This window comes from Vibrio sp. LaRot3, assembly GCF_027587025.1.
Taxonomy (GTDB): Bacteria; Pseudomonadota; Gammaproteobacteria; order Enterobacterales; family Vibrionaceae; genus Vibrio.
The window spans coordinates 815,317-830,781 of record NZ_JAPPTI010000001.1 but is presented as its reverse complement, the minus strand read 5'-3'; the positions used below and the strand labels follow the sequence as shown (position 1 = coordinate 830,781).

The following is a 15,465-nucleotide window of genomic DNA, read 5'->3' as shown; positions in this document are numbered from 1 at the left end:
CCCCTCGTTTTTCTTTAAGCGTAGGCACATCTATACGAGAAAGCTAAAAAAATTTGATCTATATCACGTTATTTATTTGCATAAAAAAAGCGAGCTAAATGCTCGCTTTTTAATATTTTCTACTGACTATTTCAGCATATCAACCATGATAGCAACCGATTCATCTAAATATGCATCTGGTGCTTCGTAGTCTTTTGGCACATCATCTAAAGACTTAAACGGCTCTAATTGCTGAGATTTTTGTCGTTCGTTGATACGAGTCAAACGCAACTCATCAGCTTCATCACTCATTTTCTTACGTTCTTTTTCATTAAGAGAAATCGAATTGTCTTCTTTTTCTGCTTTGTAACGCTCGATGTCTTGATTAATGAAACCAAACTCTAGGTCATTAGCAATACGCGCTTGATGTGAAGCCGAAAGCTGAGCGATTAACTTATCGTTACGCTGTAACTCATCATATTTCGCTTTAGCAATGCTGTCCCAAGGCAACGCATTATCTTCAACGCTTTCACCCGTTTCACTTGGGTCAACCGGCGTTGGATAAGCGATATCTGGTGCGACACCTTTGTTCTGGGTGCTACCGCCATCAATACGGTAGAACTTCTGAATAGTAAATTGCACGTAACCCAGCTCTTTCTCATATAAATCATAAATATGATTCAATGAGCGGTGTTGCTGAACCGTACCTTTACCAAACGAGTTTTCACCTAAAACAATGGCACGACCATAGTCTTGTAAAGCCGCCGCAAAAATTTCAGAAGCCGACGCGCTGTAGCGATTGATCAGAACAGTCAATGGCCCTTGATAGCTAATCTCGCCATCTGTGTCTGAGTTAACACTCACACGACCATAAGAATCACGAACCTGAACAACCGGGCCACTTTCGATAAACAAGCCCGTTAAGGCAGTTGCTTCAGTCAGTGCACCACCACCGTTATTACGTAGGTCTACAATGATACCGTCAACTTTCTTCTCTTTAAGCTCATTTATCAGCTTGTTCGTGTCTTTTGCTAACCCAACGTAGAAACTAGGTACTTCAAGCACACCAATTTTCTTACCGTCTTTTTCAATCAACTCAGATTTAACTGCGCGATCTTCTAGGCGAACTTTGTCACGAACAATCGAAATAACTTCACTCTTGGCATCTTTACCTTCTGGCAAGATTTCAAGTTTAACCGTTGTGCCTTTCGGGCCTTTGATTAGCTGAACAACATCATCCAAACGCCAACCAATCACATCGACCATCTCTTCGCCTTCTTGACCAACACTGATAATGCGGTCACCTTCGGCAATTTGTTTGCTCTTCGATGCTGGGCCACCAGCGACTAAAGAGCGAATCACTGTATAGTCGTCGGTCATTTGCAATACTGCACCAATCCCTTCGAGAGATAAGTTCATCTCCTGTTGGAACTGATCGGCACTGCGTGGTGATAGATAACTGGTATGAGGGTCAACTTCACGGGCAAAGGCATTAATGTAAAGTTGGAACACATCTTCATTATGTGTTTGGCTTAAACGTTTCAACGCATTGTTGTAACGCTTACCCAACACCTCTTTGATTTCGTCCCAATCTTTGCCAGTTAGCTTTAAGTTAAGCGCATCGTATTTAACACGTTTACGCCACAGCTCATTAAGCTCAGTAGTATCTTTCGGCCACGCCGCTTCACTTCGATCCAATTCAATCGATTCATCAGTATCGAAAGTCATTTCAGTATCGAGCAAAGAAAGTGCGTATTGAAAACGCTGGTATCGACGCTTCATTGATTCATTGTAAATATCGAATGCGATTTGGTTGTCGCCTGATTTTAGCTGATCATCAATTTGAGTCGCCCACTTAGAAAAGCCGTCAATATCTGCTTGAGTGAAGATGTTGCGGTTGTAATCTAGCAATTCAACGTAACGTTCGAAAATCGCTTGTGAGAATTCGTCGTCAAGAGTGAAGTGTTTGTAATGGGAGCGAGTGAATCGGGAGGTAACTCGTTTGCTAGCTGGTTCATGTTGCGCTTCAGGCGCGAGAACAGGTAGGTCTTTTAACTCGATGTTTGCTTCGAGAGCTTGTGCTGGTGATGCTGCTAGCGCAAGGCTAGCAGCAATCAGCGAAAAGTTTAAACGGCATTTCATGCGTAGGAGATTCTCCTTTATGCGCGCAGGTGCTCCGCTTTCACAACCATTTGAAGGCCGTTAGACAGTTGAACTCGCACATCTTCCTTATTGATTTCTACGATAGTCGCAGCCATGTTTCCTTTGCCCATGTTCACGTTAACGTCATTGCCAACTTTTACTTCTTCAGCAGTTAGTGCACGTGTTTCCACTGGCTTTTTAGCTTTAGGCGCAGATTTCGCTTGTGGGCGACGAGCTTGAGGCTTCTTGCTAGCTGGTTTCGCTTTCGCTTTACCTTCTTCACGAGCTTTTTGAGCTTGCTCTTTCTTACGCGCTTGTACTTTCGCTTTGCTTTCAGCTAGTGCTGTTTTAGCGTGTTCAACGTGTTCTTCTTCTAGTTCACCACAAGGGTTACCGTCTAAATCTACACGTACTGCACCAGGCTTAACACCGTGTAGGTAACGCCATGATGAAGTGTATTGTCTTAACGCTGCACGAAGCTGTGTCTTACTTACTTTAGGGTCGTCTGATAAACGATCCGCAAGATCTTGAAAAATACCAATTTTAAGTGGCTTTGCTTCACCTTCTAAAGTAAAGCACTTAGGGAAACATTCAGCAATATATGCGATAACTTCTTTGCTGTTTTTTAACTTTTCAGTGTTTTCCATGTGGGTTCCTGGTTATTGCGGACTTTCCGCGAGCATTAAGATAAATATTTCACGTATTATAGTGACCTGAAAGCGAAAAACCACAGTCTAGCGCTAATTTATGCCTTGATAGCGTGTGAATTAAGCAGCTTTTCAACTTCAGTCATCAAAAACGTTAATCCTTGCTCATCAACTTCGCTAAATCGACCAATTTTTGGACTGTCGATATCGAGTACACCCGCTACTTTACCATCAATAGAAAACGGAATAACAATTTCCGAATTACTCTCTGCATCACAAGCGATATGACCTTCAAATTCATGCACATCAAAAACGCGTTGAACTTGGTTCGTCGCCACAGCAGTGCCACAAACGCCACGTCCTACCGGAATGCGCACACACGCAGGCTTACCTTGGAAAGGCCCTAATACTAATTCGTCCCCATCCATCAAATAGAAACCGACCCAATTAAGGTGCTCAAGCTCCATGTTGAGCAGTGCGCTAAGGTTAGAAAGGTTGGCGATAAGATTGGTTTCAGATTCCAAAAGCGCGACAGCTTGTTTGGTAAGTCGCTGGTAATGTTCTATTTTCATTATATTCCCACTAAATGACTTCTTGGGGTATTTCCCTATTAAATCCAAAGAGACTTCTCTGATGAATCTACGTACAATGCCGCACATTCAGAATAATAAGCATTATCACTTCAATGAGTAGTCAGACCAACACTATTAGCCGTTCTTGGCTGATAACACAAGTAAAAACACACAAGTCCAAGCTGTTGTTTGCTAATTTCATCGCGGTTGTGGCCACCTTAATCAGCGTGCCTATCCCACTGTTAATGCCTTTAATGGTTGACGAGGTCTTACTCAACAAACCAGCGACCGGGCTAGAGCTGATGAACATGGTTCTACCCGACTCTATTCAAACACCAACAGGTTACATCTTCTTTACGCTGTTTTTGGTTATCTTGATGCGCTCAGGTAGCCAAGTACTCAACATTCTACAAAGCCGTCAATTTACTCTAGTGTCTAAGACCATTACCTATCAGATGCGCGTTAAGATGATAGAAAAACTGGGACGCATTAGTATTCGTCAATACGAGACGCGTGGAAGTGGCGGCATCAATGCTCACCTGATCACTGATATAGAAACCATTGACCAATTTATTGGGTCTACGCTGAGTAAATTTCTAATTAGCTTGTTTACTGTAATTGGCACCGCCGGGGTTTTGCTTTGGCTGGAGTGGCGATTAGGGCTATTTATTCTGCTGGTTAACCCTGTAGTTATCTACTTTTCTCGTAAGCTCGGAAGTAAAGTTAAGCACCTTAAAAAACGAGAAAACCAATCTTTTGAGCGCTTTCAGAACCGTTTAGTAGAAACCTTAGATGGCATCTATCAATTACGCGCTGCGAACCGCGAGAAAGAGTTCTTAAATCAATTAAAGCAACAAGCTGATCAAGTTCGTCAAGATGCGGATAAATACGCATGGCAGTCTGAGGCTGCTGGCCGAGTTTCATTCCTATTATTCTTGTTAGGCTTTGAGTTGTTTCGTGCCATCGCGATGTTAATGGTGCTGTTTAGCGATTTAACCATTGGCCAAATTGTTGCCGTCTTTGGTTACTTGTGGTTTATGTTAGGCCCAGTACAAGAACTACTTGGCATTCAGTTTTCTTGGTATAGCGCCAAAGCCGCTCTTGGCCGCATCAATACATTACTCGACCTAGAAGAAGAACACCGCCCGCCGAGCAAGGTAAACCCATTTGTACAAGGCCAAGAAGTGGATGTGCAGCTCAACAACATCGACTTTTCCTACAATCAAGAGAGCAAGGTTCTCAATAACCTGTCGTTACATATCCCAGCAGGTAAAAAAGTCGCGTTGGTTGGCGCAAGTGGTGGCGGCAAGTCAACATTAATACAGCTATTGATTGGTGTATATAGACAAAACTCAGGAACCATTTTGTTCAACCACCAACCGACCGAGGCAATCAGTTTTGATGTAATTCGTGATCAGATAGCGGTGGTATTACAACAACCTATACTATTTAATGACAGCTTAAGGCATAATTTGACCCTTGGTGGTCACTATAATGATGAGCAGTTATGGCAAGCGCTTGAAGTAGCGCAGATGCAAGACGTTATCACTCAACTTAGTGACGGTCTAGAAACGCAAATTGGTCGCAATGGTATTCGTTTGTCTGGTGGCCAGCGTCAGCGCTTAGCGATTGCGAGAATGATATTGAGCGACCCGAAATTCGTCATTTTGGACGAAGCAACATCAGCGCTTGATACCGCGACAGAAGCCGCGCTGCATAAAACACTGAATGAGTTTCTCAATGGGCGCACCACCTTAATTGTTGCTCACCGCTTATCGGCGGTGAAACAAGCCGATTTGATTTACGTATTAGAAGATGGTCAGGTTACCCAAACGGGAACGCACGGAGAATTAGTTGAACAACAAGGCTTATACCAAACCTTATATGGCGCGATTCAATCACACGCGTAACGTTCTCCTTTCGCAGTATCTTGTCGGAGAGCGTTTATGAGCTCTCCAAAGCAAGAGCGTCATCAATCTGCGCCTCCAATTACTTCGACTACTCGTCTTTGCCAAGGGTGCGAGTTACCTATTGGCATTGTCGAAGTTAAGCGTGGAAAAAGCGCTTACTGCCCTCGCTGTGGCACTCAACTCTATCGCGGGGGGCAACCTTCCCTTTCTGGTAACCTAGCGATTGCATTAACATGTTTGCTGCTATTTATCCCTTCACACTTTTTCGAATTTATCAGTATTCGTCTATTTGGTGTGATGATCCCAGCAACATTGCCATCAGGCGTATTTACTCTGTTTGGCGAAGGCTTCGTGTTTTTATCTTTGCTGATTTTCTTTTGCAGCTCGATTGCGCCACTTCTAGTCTGCTCAGCCGTAGTCAGTGCGCATGCTGCCCTTAAGTTCCACCATTTTAAACTACTAAAAACATCACTCTGGATAATCCAGCATCTCAAGCACTGGGTGATGATAGATGTATTCCTAATTAGCGTTGCTATCTCATGTTTTAAGTTACAGGATTACTCTGACATCTTCGTCGGTCCCGGATTATACGGTCTGATACTACTGCAACTCTTCACCGTACTACTTGTAAGCCGAGTCAGTATCCGTCGCTATTGGGAGAGTTACCAGAGCGAGCGCAGCTTTGAGTTTCAGCAAAAAAACATACACTGCACCACATGCCATCTTTCTCAACCAGAAGCTGAGCAATGTGTCCGATGCGATACACCTTTATTCCACCGTGCGCCCCAATCCATACAAAAAACGTGGGCGTATTTAATTGCAGCGTCCATTGCTATTTTCCCTGCTAACTTAATCCCGATTTCCATTTTGCTTACTAACGGCAAGCGGCTAGAAGACACCATCTTCTCCGGTGTTGCAGCCTTGGTGAAAAACGGAATGACAGGCATTGCCATCATTATATTTGTCGCCAGTATCGTCGTCCCGGTCGCCAAAATCCTCGGCCTCGCTTATATCTTGTTAGCGGCCCACTTCAAACGACAAATATTTCACCGTCAAAGGATGATTATCTACTTTGTTGTGAAATGGATCGGCAAATGGTCAATGATGGATCTGTTTGTTATATCGATCATGATGACCTTAGTTGACCGCGGTCAAATCCTTGATTTTACACCGGGTTATGGCGCTGTCGCTTTCGGCTTTGTTGTGATATTAACCATGTTAGCCGCAGAAAGTTTTGATCCGCGATTTATCTGGGACAACCACTCAGAAAAATCCAACCAAACATCAGGTAATACCAAACCAACTTCTATTAACAATGAGTCTGTGAATGAGTAACCAAACGTCTTCGCCAACTTCGTATGCTCCCGATGTGAAGCGTAATAAAGGCATTTCCCCGCTTTGGATTTTGCCTATCTTAACTATGCTGTTAGCAGGTTGGCTGGTCTACAAGGCCATCCACGATGCCGGCCAAAGAGTTCAAATTCATTTTTCTGATGCGCAGGGCTTAGTTGCCGGACGCACCGCCATTCGCTACCAAGGTTTAGAGGTAGGTATGGTGCGCTCCATTAACCTTGGCGAAGATTTATCCAGCATTTACGTCGAGGCGGACATCTATCCAGACGCAACGCAATTGCTCACAGACAAAACGCGTTTTTGGATGGTCAAACCTACCGCATCACTGTCGGGTATATCGGGTTTAGATGCCTTGGTATCAGGTAACTACATTGCTATCCAACCTAGTGACGAAGGGAAAGAGCTCGAAACAGAGTTTGTGGCTTTAGAGCGTGCTCCGTCCGATTTGCTTGCCAAGCAAGGACTGAACATTAGCCTTAAAGCGCAAGATTTAGGCGGCATTTCGATAGGCTCGCAGATTCTATACCGCAAGATCCCTATTGGTGAGGTTTATAGCTACCAGTTAGACAAGAACAGTAAGAACGTCATTATTCAAGCGTCTATCCAAGACGAATACCGCTCTATCATTACTGATGAAAGCCGCTTTTGGAACGTAAGTGGCATTGGCGCAAATATTGGTTTTTCCGGCGTGGATATTCGCCTTGAGAGCCTAACATCTTTAATTGGTGGTTCTATTGCCGTTGATTCGCCAGACAAAGGCGAACCAGTGATGGATAACACATTGTTCAAGCTCTACCCAGATCTAAAAACTGCCGGTCGAGGCATCCCTATCAAGATTGTTCTACCAGACGACAACAAGATCAGCCCTTCAGGCGCGCCGATCATTTATCGTGGTTTGGAAATCGGCCAAATTACAGACTTAGCGCTCGATGAAACCCGAGAGCAAATTGTCGCTTCTGCCGCCATTGAACCCGCGTTTAGCGACATGCTCACCAGCGGCAGTCGTTTAATTTTAGAAGAAGCACAAGTCTCTCTGTCAGGCGTAGAAAACTTAACTAACTTAGTAAAAGGTAATTTCCTAACGCTCGTTCCGGGTGACGGCGACAAAGTCCGTACTTTTACCGCAATTCGAAAAAACGTATTTAAAAAACAGCAAGCGAAGTCGATTCCGGTTCAGCTCGTATCGGACAACTCGTTCGGCCTTGATTCAGGCGCAAAGATTCTTTACCGCGGCATTAAAGTCGGCAGCATCACTCAAGTTAATTTAGTCAATGACCAAGTCCGTTTTGATACTTTGATTGATAAGCACTATGCCCACCTGATCAAATCGCAAAACCGCTTCTTCGTGACTGGCAGTGCAAAAGCGGAACTGACGGAATCGGGCCTAAACATCACGGTGCCACCTGCCAAGCAGCTGTTGACTGGCTCTATTAGTTTCGTCAGCGAAGGTTCAGCTAAGCCGAGTAAGCACTACAAGCTTTACCAAAGCCAATCTTTAGCCGAACTGGCGAAATACAACTTGTCTGGCTCATATAAACTGACTCTGCTGGCAGATGAGCTGCCGCCAGTTTCGAAAGGCAGCCCCCTGCTTTACCGTAACTTGCAAGTTGGTAGCGTGGCTGATTTCAAACTGGTTGATGGCAAAGTGCTGGTCGCCGTGAGTATTGAGAATCAATACAAGCACCTGATTACCCCACAAACTGTTTTCTGGAATCGCTCTGGCGTTGAGATTGATGCGAGCTTAGCTGGCGTCAGCGTGAAAGCATCACCATTGAAAACCTTAGTACAAGGCGGGATCGCGTTTGATACTCTATCTGGAGTTGAAAACAAGCAAGGTGAACGTTGGTTACTGTATAAAGACTTCAAAAATGCACGTAAATCTGGACATGCGATTAGTCTCGTAGCCAGTGGCGATAGTAATGTTGGAGTCGGCACACCAATTAATTTCAGCGGCGTTAAAGTAGGTGAAGTGACCAACATTAAACCTAACTTTATCAATGGCAATGTAGACCTGTCAGCCCGCATTCTGCCTGAATACGCGGATAGAATCGCACGTTCAGGGGCGTACTTCTGGTTGCCACAGCCTGAAGTCGGCTTAAGTGGAGTGAAGAATTTGGAGAACCTACTTAGCCAATCCATTGCTGTGGAAGTCGGACACGGTGAAAAAACCAATACCTTCACGTTGCATGATCAACCAAGTAGCTCTGAAGGGGTTAAGTTTACGCTGCAAAGTGAAACTCGTGGATCGGTTAGTATTGGCACCCCTATCCTGTTCAGAGATATGGAAGTGGGCGTGGTGACTAATGTTGAACTAGGAGAATTTGCCGATCGCATCATTACATCGATTTCTATCGAGCCCAAGTACGCCTACTTAATTAGACAAAACACCGTATTCTGGAATACATCTGGCGTAGATGTTTCGATTGGATTATCAGGCGCAAACATCAAAGCAGGCACTATTGACAGCTTGGTGCGCGGCGGTATTACTTTTGCCACTCCAGAACAATCAGAACTGCAACCGATGGCGAAGTCAGAGCAAAGCTTCTTCCTCTACCCTGAGCCTGAAGAAAGCTGGAAATCATGGCGAACCGCCATTCCAAAGCCTTAACCCTAAAAACGCAGCAATCGCTGCGTTTTTTCTTTTCCGGACAAAGAGTGAACTGCAATTTTCAGTTAAGCACTATACAATAGCCGCCAGTTTTATTTGATCGAGATATTACCTTGCACCAGAACGTCTATCTACCTGAAGAATTTCTCAACGAGATGAAGGCTATCATGCCCGAATCACTCTCTATGGATGACTTTATTTCCGCTTGCCAACGCCCATTGCGCAAAAGCGTTCGAGTCAACACATTGAAAATCTCCGTTGACGAGTTTGTCGCTCGTGCAGAAAGTAAAGGTTGGCAGCTATCGCCTGTTCCTTGGTGTGAGCAAGGTTTCTGGATTGAAGCAGACGAATCTGAAGTCCCACTAGGTAACACTGCTGAGCACATGGCCGGCTTGTTTTATATTCAAGAAGCCAGTTCTATGATGCCCGTATCGGCATTGTTCGATATCGACCCGACTGAATACCAATCAGTGCTCGACATGGCCGCAGCGCCTGGCTCTAAGACCACGCAAATCGCGGCCTGTATGAATAACCAAGGCGTTTTGGTGGCGAACGAATTTTCTGCCAGCCGAGTTAAAGTACTGCACGCGAACATTGAACGTTGTGGTGTACGTAATGCCGCACTTAGCAATTATGATGGTCGTGTTTTCGGTGGTTGGTTGCCTGAACAGTTTGATGCCGTATTAATTGATGCGCCTTGCTCAGGTGAAGGTACTGTCCGTAAAGACGCGGATGCGATGAAAAACTGGAGCAAAGACTCCGTTATCGCAATCTCGGATACGCAAAAAGACCTTATCGAAAGTGCCTTCCACGCACTAAAACCGGGCGGCGTCATGGTTTACTCTACCTGTACGTTAAGCATTGAAGAAAACCAACAAGTTTGCCATCACCTCAAGCAAACCTTTGGCGATTTGGTCGAGTTTGACGATTTGACGCCCCTATTCCCTGAAGCAAAAACTGCTATCACAGAAGACGGCTTTTTGCATATTTTCCCACAAATGTACGACTGTGAAGGTTTCTTTGTCGCGAGGCTGCGTAAAACTGGCTCAGTAACACCGCCACCGGTTAAAAAGCGCCTTGGTAAGTTCCCATTTGCCAAAGCAAGTAACAAAGTCGCGCAACAGATTGCCGATTCATTAAAACAAACGCTCAGCATCGACCTACCAGGCAATAGTGACATCTGGCTGCGTGATAACGACGTTTGGCTTTTCCCACACGCACTTGAACCTATGCTGAGCGAATTTAAGTTCTCTCGTATGGGCATCAAAATCGCAGAAACGCACAAAAAAGGCTACCGTTGGCAGCACCAAGTTGCGACCACGCTGGCGACAGGTGAAGAAACACAAAGTGTCGAACTGTCTATCGAAGATGCGCGAGAATGGTATATGGGCAGAGATGTTCGACCAGAAGGCCAATCGGGTAAAGGCGAAGTGATCGTGAAGTTTGGTAACGATGTGATTGGACTAGGAAAGTGGGTAGGCAACCGAGTTAAAAATGGCCTGCCAAGAGAGCTAGTTAGAGATAAAAATCTGTTCTAAAGCTAAGAAGTTAGTTCCAAATTCCAACAATTTCTCGCGCTAACCAAATTTTGTACTACACTTAATTTATGAGTTAAGCAGTAATATCAAACAGTTAGCGCAGGCTCAGTAGAGCCCTTCCCCTAAGGCCCGGATCGGGATAAGATCTGGGCCTTTTTTTATCAGGCTATTTAAACGAGGCGAATACCCTCTTTTTCGATAGTGATTTTGCCTGCTTTGTATAAGCCACCGATGGTTTTTTTGAACGTCCCTTTACTGGTTCTGAACGCTGCAAAAATCGCATCTGGTGAAGATTTATCATTCAGTGGCAAAAAGCCATCTTTCTTTTCAAGTAGCTCGATAATCTTAGTGCTAAGATCATCCATCTTCGCCACACCAACCTTTTGCAGTGAAAGGTCGATCTTGCCATCTTCACGAATCGCTTTGATGTAACCTTTGACCTTTTTACCGATGAATAGCTTACCAAAAACATCAGAGCTAAAAATCATGCCCCAGTGTTCACCATTGATAATCGCCTTGTAACCAAGCTCACTACGCTCAGCAATCAGTAAATCCACTTGCTGGTTACGTGTGTAATTGGCTGGCGTGTTATCAAGGTGCTTGTTGAACTTAGTCGTGCCGACAATACGGCCTGATGCTTTATCAGTGTATACGTAAACTAAAATCGTCTGACCTTCTGCTAAACGGCCACGCTGCTCGCTAAACGGAATCAGCAGATCTTTGCTTTTAATGCCCCAGTTAACAAATGCACCCGTCGCATTAATACCTTCAATCTTCATCAGCCCCCACTCGCCGACTTGTGCGATTGGCGTTTCAGTGGTTGCGGCTAATTGGTTATCAGAATCAAAATACAAAAATGCATCAATAAACTGACCGACTTCTGTACCTTCTGGTACGAAGCGATTTGGTAGCAGACTAGAGCCAAATTCTCCGGCGTCCAAGAACAAGCCAAATTCGGTTTTCTTTACTACTTCTAGGTGGTTTACTTGCCCAACGTTAATCATTGTATTTTTTCTCTGTAACACATAATGAGGGCGATTATAACGAAACTCTGGTATGCTTGCTCGCGGTAATTTGAACAATTTTTCTAGGAGCTATCTTTGATTACCGTTGATAAACAAGACGGCATCACCCTTAAGATTGCCCATGCGATGGCTTCAACAAAGAAGTCCAATTTAGACCTCTACTTTTTCGTTCCTGGTGAGCTTGGCTTAACTCCAGACGTATTAAAAGAAAGTGATTTTTACTACAGCTCGATTGTTCAAAAACGTGCCTACTTCAGTGATAAAACCCTGCTGCCGCTCGTACATAGTCGTCTAGCTAAACGAGGTCGCCTTTCATCAACTCAATACCGAGTCAGTTTGAGTTTGTTCGCCTATCAATACGTTATCGCGCTTGATAAAGCGGTTAGCGAACTAAACAAACACAATAAAGATGAAGTCACTACAGAAGAAGTTGATGCAGTGATTGAACTGGCGATCGATATTCTTAAAAAATTACGCCGCAGTATTCCTTACGAAGAGAGCTTAAAGCGCTACTACGCCAATATTGATAACTACCTATCTTGGTACACAGAACAAAGGTTTTTATCTCTGGTGGCGCATATGCCACGTGATGGCGAATACAAAACGCTGAAAGAGCGCCTGATTACCATCGTTGAAAAAGAAAAAGCGCACCGCAAACTCAACAACTATAACTCGCAAGGTGTACGTGACGACGTCACGCGGATGAGTAATAAAATGCGGTTACTGCGTCGCCTCATTGAGCACCCAATCGTATTGAAAGAGCGCACCACCTCGCTAGGCAAAAACATGAAACGCGCGGTGAAAGGCATCGCGACAGGTTTTGTCATGGTGTTTGTAACCACAACGGCGATATTAGCTCGCGATTATTGGGGGGAAATCACAGCCTCTTTCATCATTGCGATGTCTTTTGTCTACGCGTTGCGCGAAATATTCAAAGATGACCTTCGTGACGTATTGTGGCGCTGGTTTCGTAAAGGAAAACCTAAGTGGCGTAAGCGTTATATCGACCCAACCACCAACAAAACGGTCGGCCAAAAACATGAATGGCTAGACTACACCACCCGTGTTGCGCTACCGGATATGATTAAGCTAATCCGCAAAAAGCGCGTGGTTCAACGTGAAGAACAAATTCTTCACTATCGGTCAGAAACGGAAATGTCTACATCGAAGTTTATGAGTGGTTATGAAGAGACGCGAGAATCTCTCCTTATAAGCATGAGACCACTGACACGTCTGATGGATAAAGGGGCCAACAAGGTCTATTTACTCAACAATGGTCAGGTGAGCAAAGAGTCGGTTGAAAAGCGCCATCTTATTAACCTCATCGCCAAAGAAGATAACTTTGATGGAAAGCCGGTTTATTATCGCTGGAAGATAGTACTAAACCGCAGCAAAGTGGTGGCGATTGAACAAATCGAAATTAACTCTGACGTTAACCCACTCGCTTAATCGAGAGCGTTAAGTCAAATACCGCCATCGGCTCATCTCCACTAATAGATGGGCAGGTGGCGATTATTTTGACCGCCTGATTGATTCGCTCACCCGAAGCGATAGCCTCATCTAACATTTGATCGATTAACTCCCCGTCGCAACAGGTAAAAATCACATCGGCTTCTGGCCGCTTAAGAAACTGACCAGTCACGGCTTTAAATGCAAGCGAGATTGTCTCCCCCCTCGCTTGAGCTTTGCTCATTGCCATAAAACCGCCAGCCACATCCGCACCAATAGCTAGCACGCCAAAGTACATACTATTGAGATGATTTTTCGTTCTGCGTTTTAGTGGAATCTTCACCACCACTTGCTGCTCGTCCAACGTGAGTATTTTCGGCCTTGATAACCAAATCATCGGCACTTTAAAAAAACCGAAACAATTTAAGTAGAAATTTGCTTTTGTTAATGGCGACATGCAACTCATCCGACCTGTTTCACACACTATCAATTGAATATCAATTGCTCACAAAGTCAACATAAATTTAACATTTATGAGAATCCAACAGTCATTCAAGGTTACAATGTCACCTATTCATTCACTTAGTTTAAGTTAAAAACGATAAGTGGTTTATTCCTCGGTGGGTTTCCGTTATCTTTACCGCTTCGCAATAAAAGAACAGGCTGTGGTATGCCACTTAAAACCGACGAACTAAGAACCCAACCTCTGGGACCAATGCCGACACCGGCAGAGCTTGGAAGCGCTCACCCAATTACGGACGACGTAGCAGATCGCATAGCTAATTCTCGCCGCCAAATCGAAAAAATTCTTAACGGACAAGACGACCGCTTATTGGTTATCGTCGGTCCGTGTTCAGTACATGACACTGATGCCGCTCTAGAATACGCCGAGCGTTTAGCCGCGATTCAAGACCAATACAAAGATCAGTTGTTCATCGTAATGCGCACCTACTTTGAAAAACCACGTACTGTCGTTGGTTGGAAAGGCCTCATTACTGACCCGAACCTTGATGGTTCTTACGCTCTAGAAGCGGGTCTACACAAAGCGCGTAAACTCCTACTTGATATCAATAAGCTTGGCTTAGCAACCGCGACCGAGTTTCTTGATATGATCACCGGCCAGTACATTGCTGACCTCATTACTTGGGGCGCAATTGGCGCGCGCACCACGGAATCTCAAATTCACCGTGAGATGGCGTCTGCACTGTCTTGCCCTGTTGGTTTCAAAAACGGTACCAACGGCAATATTAAGATTGCCATTGATGCTATTCGTGCATCAAAAGCCTCTCATTACTTCTACTCACCTGATAAAAATGGCCGCATGACTGTTTACCGCACCAGTGGTAACCCGTTTGGTCATGTTATCTTACGTGGTGGTGAGAACGGTCCAAACTTTGATGCTCAATCCGTTGAAGCTGCATGTAAACAGCTTGCTGAGGTCGATTTACCTCAGCGACTTGTGGTAGATTTTAGCCACGCAAATTGCCAGAAACAGCACAGAAAACAAATTGATGTCGCAAAAGATATCTGCGAACAAATCAAGTCTGGTAGCCGCTACATTGCCGGCATCATGGCAGAAAGTTTTATTGTGGAAGGCAACCAACCAATGGACGACATCACTAACCTAACCTATGGTCAGTCGATTACGGATCCATGTTTAAGTTGGGAAGACACAGCAAACATGTTGGAACTATTGGCGAACGCAGTGAAAGCTCGCCCATAACTTTGAGGATAACTCCATGCCATCTTTTGATATTGTTTCAGAAATCGATGCAGTAGAACTACGTAACGCAGTGGATAACGCATCGCGTGAGCTGTCCACGCGTTTTGATTTTAGAAACGTAGACGCAGAGTTCGAGATGCAAAAAGATGAATCTGTAAAGCTAAGCGCTGAAGGCGATTTTCAGCTAAAGCAGATGCGTGACATTTTACGCTCTCACCTAGCGAAACGTGGTGTCGACGCCGGCTCAATGGAAGCGAAAGACCCTGAAGCGACAGGTAAAAACTGGCACCAAGTCATTATCTTCAAGCAAGGTATTGATACTCCAATGGCGAAGAAAGTGGTAAAAACACTCAAAGATGCCAAGATGAAAGTTCAAGCTTCTATCCAAGGTGAGAAGGTTCGCGTAACAGGTAAAAAGCGTGATGACCTACAAGCCGCTATCGCTCTGATTCGCGAAGCTGAGCTTGGTCAACCTTTCCAATACGAGAACTTCCGCGACTAAAGCGCATTGAAGTTAAA

12 protein-coding genes are annotated in these 15,465 nt (G+C 44.7%); 7 read left to right on the top strand and 5 right to left on the bottom strand.

The annotated features are described in order from the left end of the window. Positions 1 to 126: 126 nt before the first annotated feature. From prc to OH461_RS03820, 3 genes are all read right to left on the bottom strand, one after another. Positions 127 to 2,121 (bottom strand): carboxy terminal-processing peptidase, encoded by a 1,995-nt coding sequence (gene prc / locus OH461_RS03830; RefSeq protein WP_270019299.1) that lies wholly within the window; start codon positions 2,119 to 2,121, stop codon positions 127 to 129. A 17-nt stretch (positions 2,122 to 2,138) separates the two neighbouring features. Next, a complete protein-coding gene (gene proQ, locus OH461_RS03825) occupies positions 2,139 to 2,768 on the bottom strand; it encodes an RNA chaperone ProQ (RefSeq protein ID WP_260258503.1) in 630 nt (209 codons plus the stop codon). Between the two features lie 98 nt (positions 2,769 to 2,866). Next, entirely contained in the window at positions 2,867 to 3,340 is a 474-nt protein-coding gene (locus OH461_RS03820) for a GAF domain-containing protein (protein WP_270019298.1), read from the bottom strand. Between the two features lie 113 nt (positions 3,341 to 3,453). On the opposite strand from OH461_RS03820, the gene OH461_RS03815 reads away from it, so the two are divergent. The 4 genes from OH461_RS03815 (at position 3,454) to rsmF (ending at position 10,749) form a co-directional block, all read left to right on the top strand. After that, positions 3,454 to 5,250, top strand: coding sequence for an ABC transporter ATP-binding protein (locus OH461_RS03815; protein ID WP_270019297.1), 1,797 nt, complete (start codon positions 3,454 to 3,456; stop codon positions 5,248 to 5,250). A 36-nt stretch (positions 5,251 to 5,286) separates the two neighbouring features. After that, positions 5,287 to 6,585, top strand: a complete 1,299-nt coding sequence (locus tag OH461_RS03810) for a paraquat-inducible protein A (RefSeq protein ID WP_270019296.1) — start codon at positions 5,287 to 5,289, stop codon at positions 6,583 to 6,585. Continuing rightward, positions 6,578 to 9,211: an MlaD family protein gene (locus OH461_RS03805; protein ID WP_270019295.1), complete on the top strand. Its 2,634-nt coding sequence runs from the start codon at positions 6,578 to 6,580 to the stop codon at positions 9,209 to 9,211. Before OH461_RS03810 ends, OH461_RS03805 begins: the two co-directional genes overlap by 8 nt. A gap of 113 nt (positions 9,212 to 9,324) precedes the next feature. Continuing rightward, on the top strand, positions 9,325 to 10,749 hold the full coding sequence (gene rsmF, locus OH461_RS03800) for a 16S rRNA (cytosine(1407)-C(5))-methyltransferase RsmF (RefSeq protein WP_270019294.1): 1,425 nt from the start codon (positions 9,325 to 9,327) through the stop codon (positions 10,747 to 10,749). Between the two features lie 170 nt (positions 10,750 to 10,919). Here the strand turns inward: rsmF and OH461_RS03795 are convergent, their stop codons facing one another. After that, the gene (locus tag OH461_RS03795) at positions 10,920 to 11,753 is read right to left on the bottom strand and encodes a CvfB family protein (RefSeq protein ID WP_270019293.1); all 834 of its coding nucleotides are present in this window, start codon (positions 11,751 to 11,753) and stop codon (positions 10,920 to 10,922) included. A gap of 96 nt (positions 11,754 to 11,849) precedes the next feature. Between OH461_RS03795 and OH461_RS03790 the strand changes: the two genes are divergently transcribed. After that, complete coding sequence (locus OH461_RS03790; RefSeq protein ID WP_270019292.1) at positions 11,850 to 13,223, top strand: hypothetical protein; 1,374 nt, start codon at positions 11,850 to 11,852, stop codon at positions 13,221 to 13,223. Here OH461_RS03790 and OH461_RS03785 read toward each other — a convergent pair. Continuing rightward, on the bottom strand, positions 13,207 to 13,680 hold the full coding sequence (locus tag OH461_RS03785) for a PaaI family thioesterase (RefSeq protein ID WP_270019291.1): 474 nt from the start codon (positions 13,678 to 13,680) through the stop codon (positions 13,207 to 13,209). The two genes, OH461_RS03790 and OH461_RS03785, sit on opposite strands and share 17 nt — an antisense overlap. Positions 13,681 to 13,893: 213 nt before the next feature. On the opposite strand from OH461_RS03785, the gene OH461_RS03780 reads away from it, so the two are divergent. Together OH461_RS03780 and OH461_RS03775 are read left to right on the top strand one after the other, a co-directional pair. Continuing rightward, positions 13,894 to 14,946, top strand: a complete 1,053-nt coding sequence (locus tag OH461_RS03780; protein WP_270019290.1) for a 3-deoxy-7-phosphoheptulonate synthase — start codon at positions 13,894 to 13,896, stop codon at positions 14,944 to 14,946. A 16-nt stretch (positions 14,947 to 14,962) separates the two neighbouring features. Next, positions 14,963 to 15,448 carry a YajQ family cyclic di-GMP-binding protein gene (locus OH461_RS03775; RefSeq protein ID WP_270019289.1) on the top strand — a complete coding sequence of 162 codons (486 nt, stop codon included), beginning with the start codon at positions 14,963 to 14,965 and terminating at the stop codon, positions 15,446 to 15,448. Positions 15,449 to 15,465: the final 17 nt, after the last annotated feature.

What these genes read in the sequence shown, in the direction of transcription:
- OH461_RS03780 (WP_270019290.1), top strand. Translation starts at nt 13,894, where the DNA reads ATGCCACTTAAAACCGACGAACTAAGAACCCAACCTCTGGGACCAATG.
- OH461_RS03785 (WP_270019291.1), bottom strand. Translation starts at nt 13,680, where the DNA reads ATGTCGCCATTAACAAAAGCAAATTTCTACTTAAATTGTTTCGGTTTT.
- OH461_RS03775 (WP_270019289.1), top strand. Translation starts at nt 14,963, where the DNA reads ATGCCATCTTTTGATATTGTTTCAGAAATCGATGCAGTAGAACTACGT.
- OH461_RS03815 (WP_270019297.1), top strand. Translation starts at nt 3,454, where the DNA reads ATGAGTAGTCAGACCAACACTATTAGCCGTTCTTGGCTGATAACACAA.
- OH461_RS03805 (WP_270019295.1), top strand. Translation starts at nt 6,578, where the DNA reads ATGAGTAACCAAACGTCTTCGCCAACTTCGTATGCTCCCGATGTGAAG.
- OH461_RS03795 (WP_270019293.1), bottom strand. Translation starts at nt 11,753, where the DNA reads ATGATTAACGTTGGGCAAGTAAACCACCTAGAAGTAGTAAAGAAAACC.
- prc (WP_270019299.1), bottom strand. Translation starts at nt 2,121, where the DNA reads ATGAAATGCCGTTTAAACTTTTCGCTGATTGCTGCTAGCCTTGCGCTA.
- OH461_RS03810 (WP_270019296.1), top strand. Translation starts at nt 5,287, where the DNA reads ATGAGCTCTCCAAAGCAAGAGCGTCATCAATCTGCGCCTCCAATTACT.
- OH461_RS03820 (WP_270019298.1), bottom strand. Translation starts at nt 3,340, where the DNA reads ATGAAAATAGAACATTACCAGCGACTTACCAAACAAGCTGTCGCGCTT.
- proQ (WP_260258503.1), bottom strand. Translation starts at nt 2,768, where the DNA reads ATGGAAAACACTGAAAAGTTAAAAAACAGCAAAGAAGTTATCGCATAT.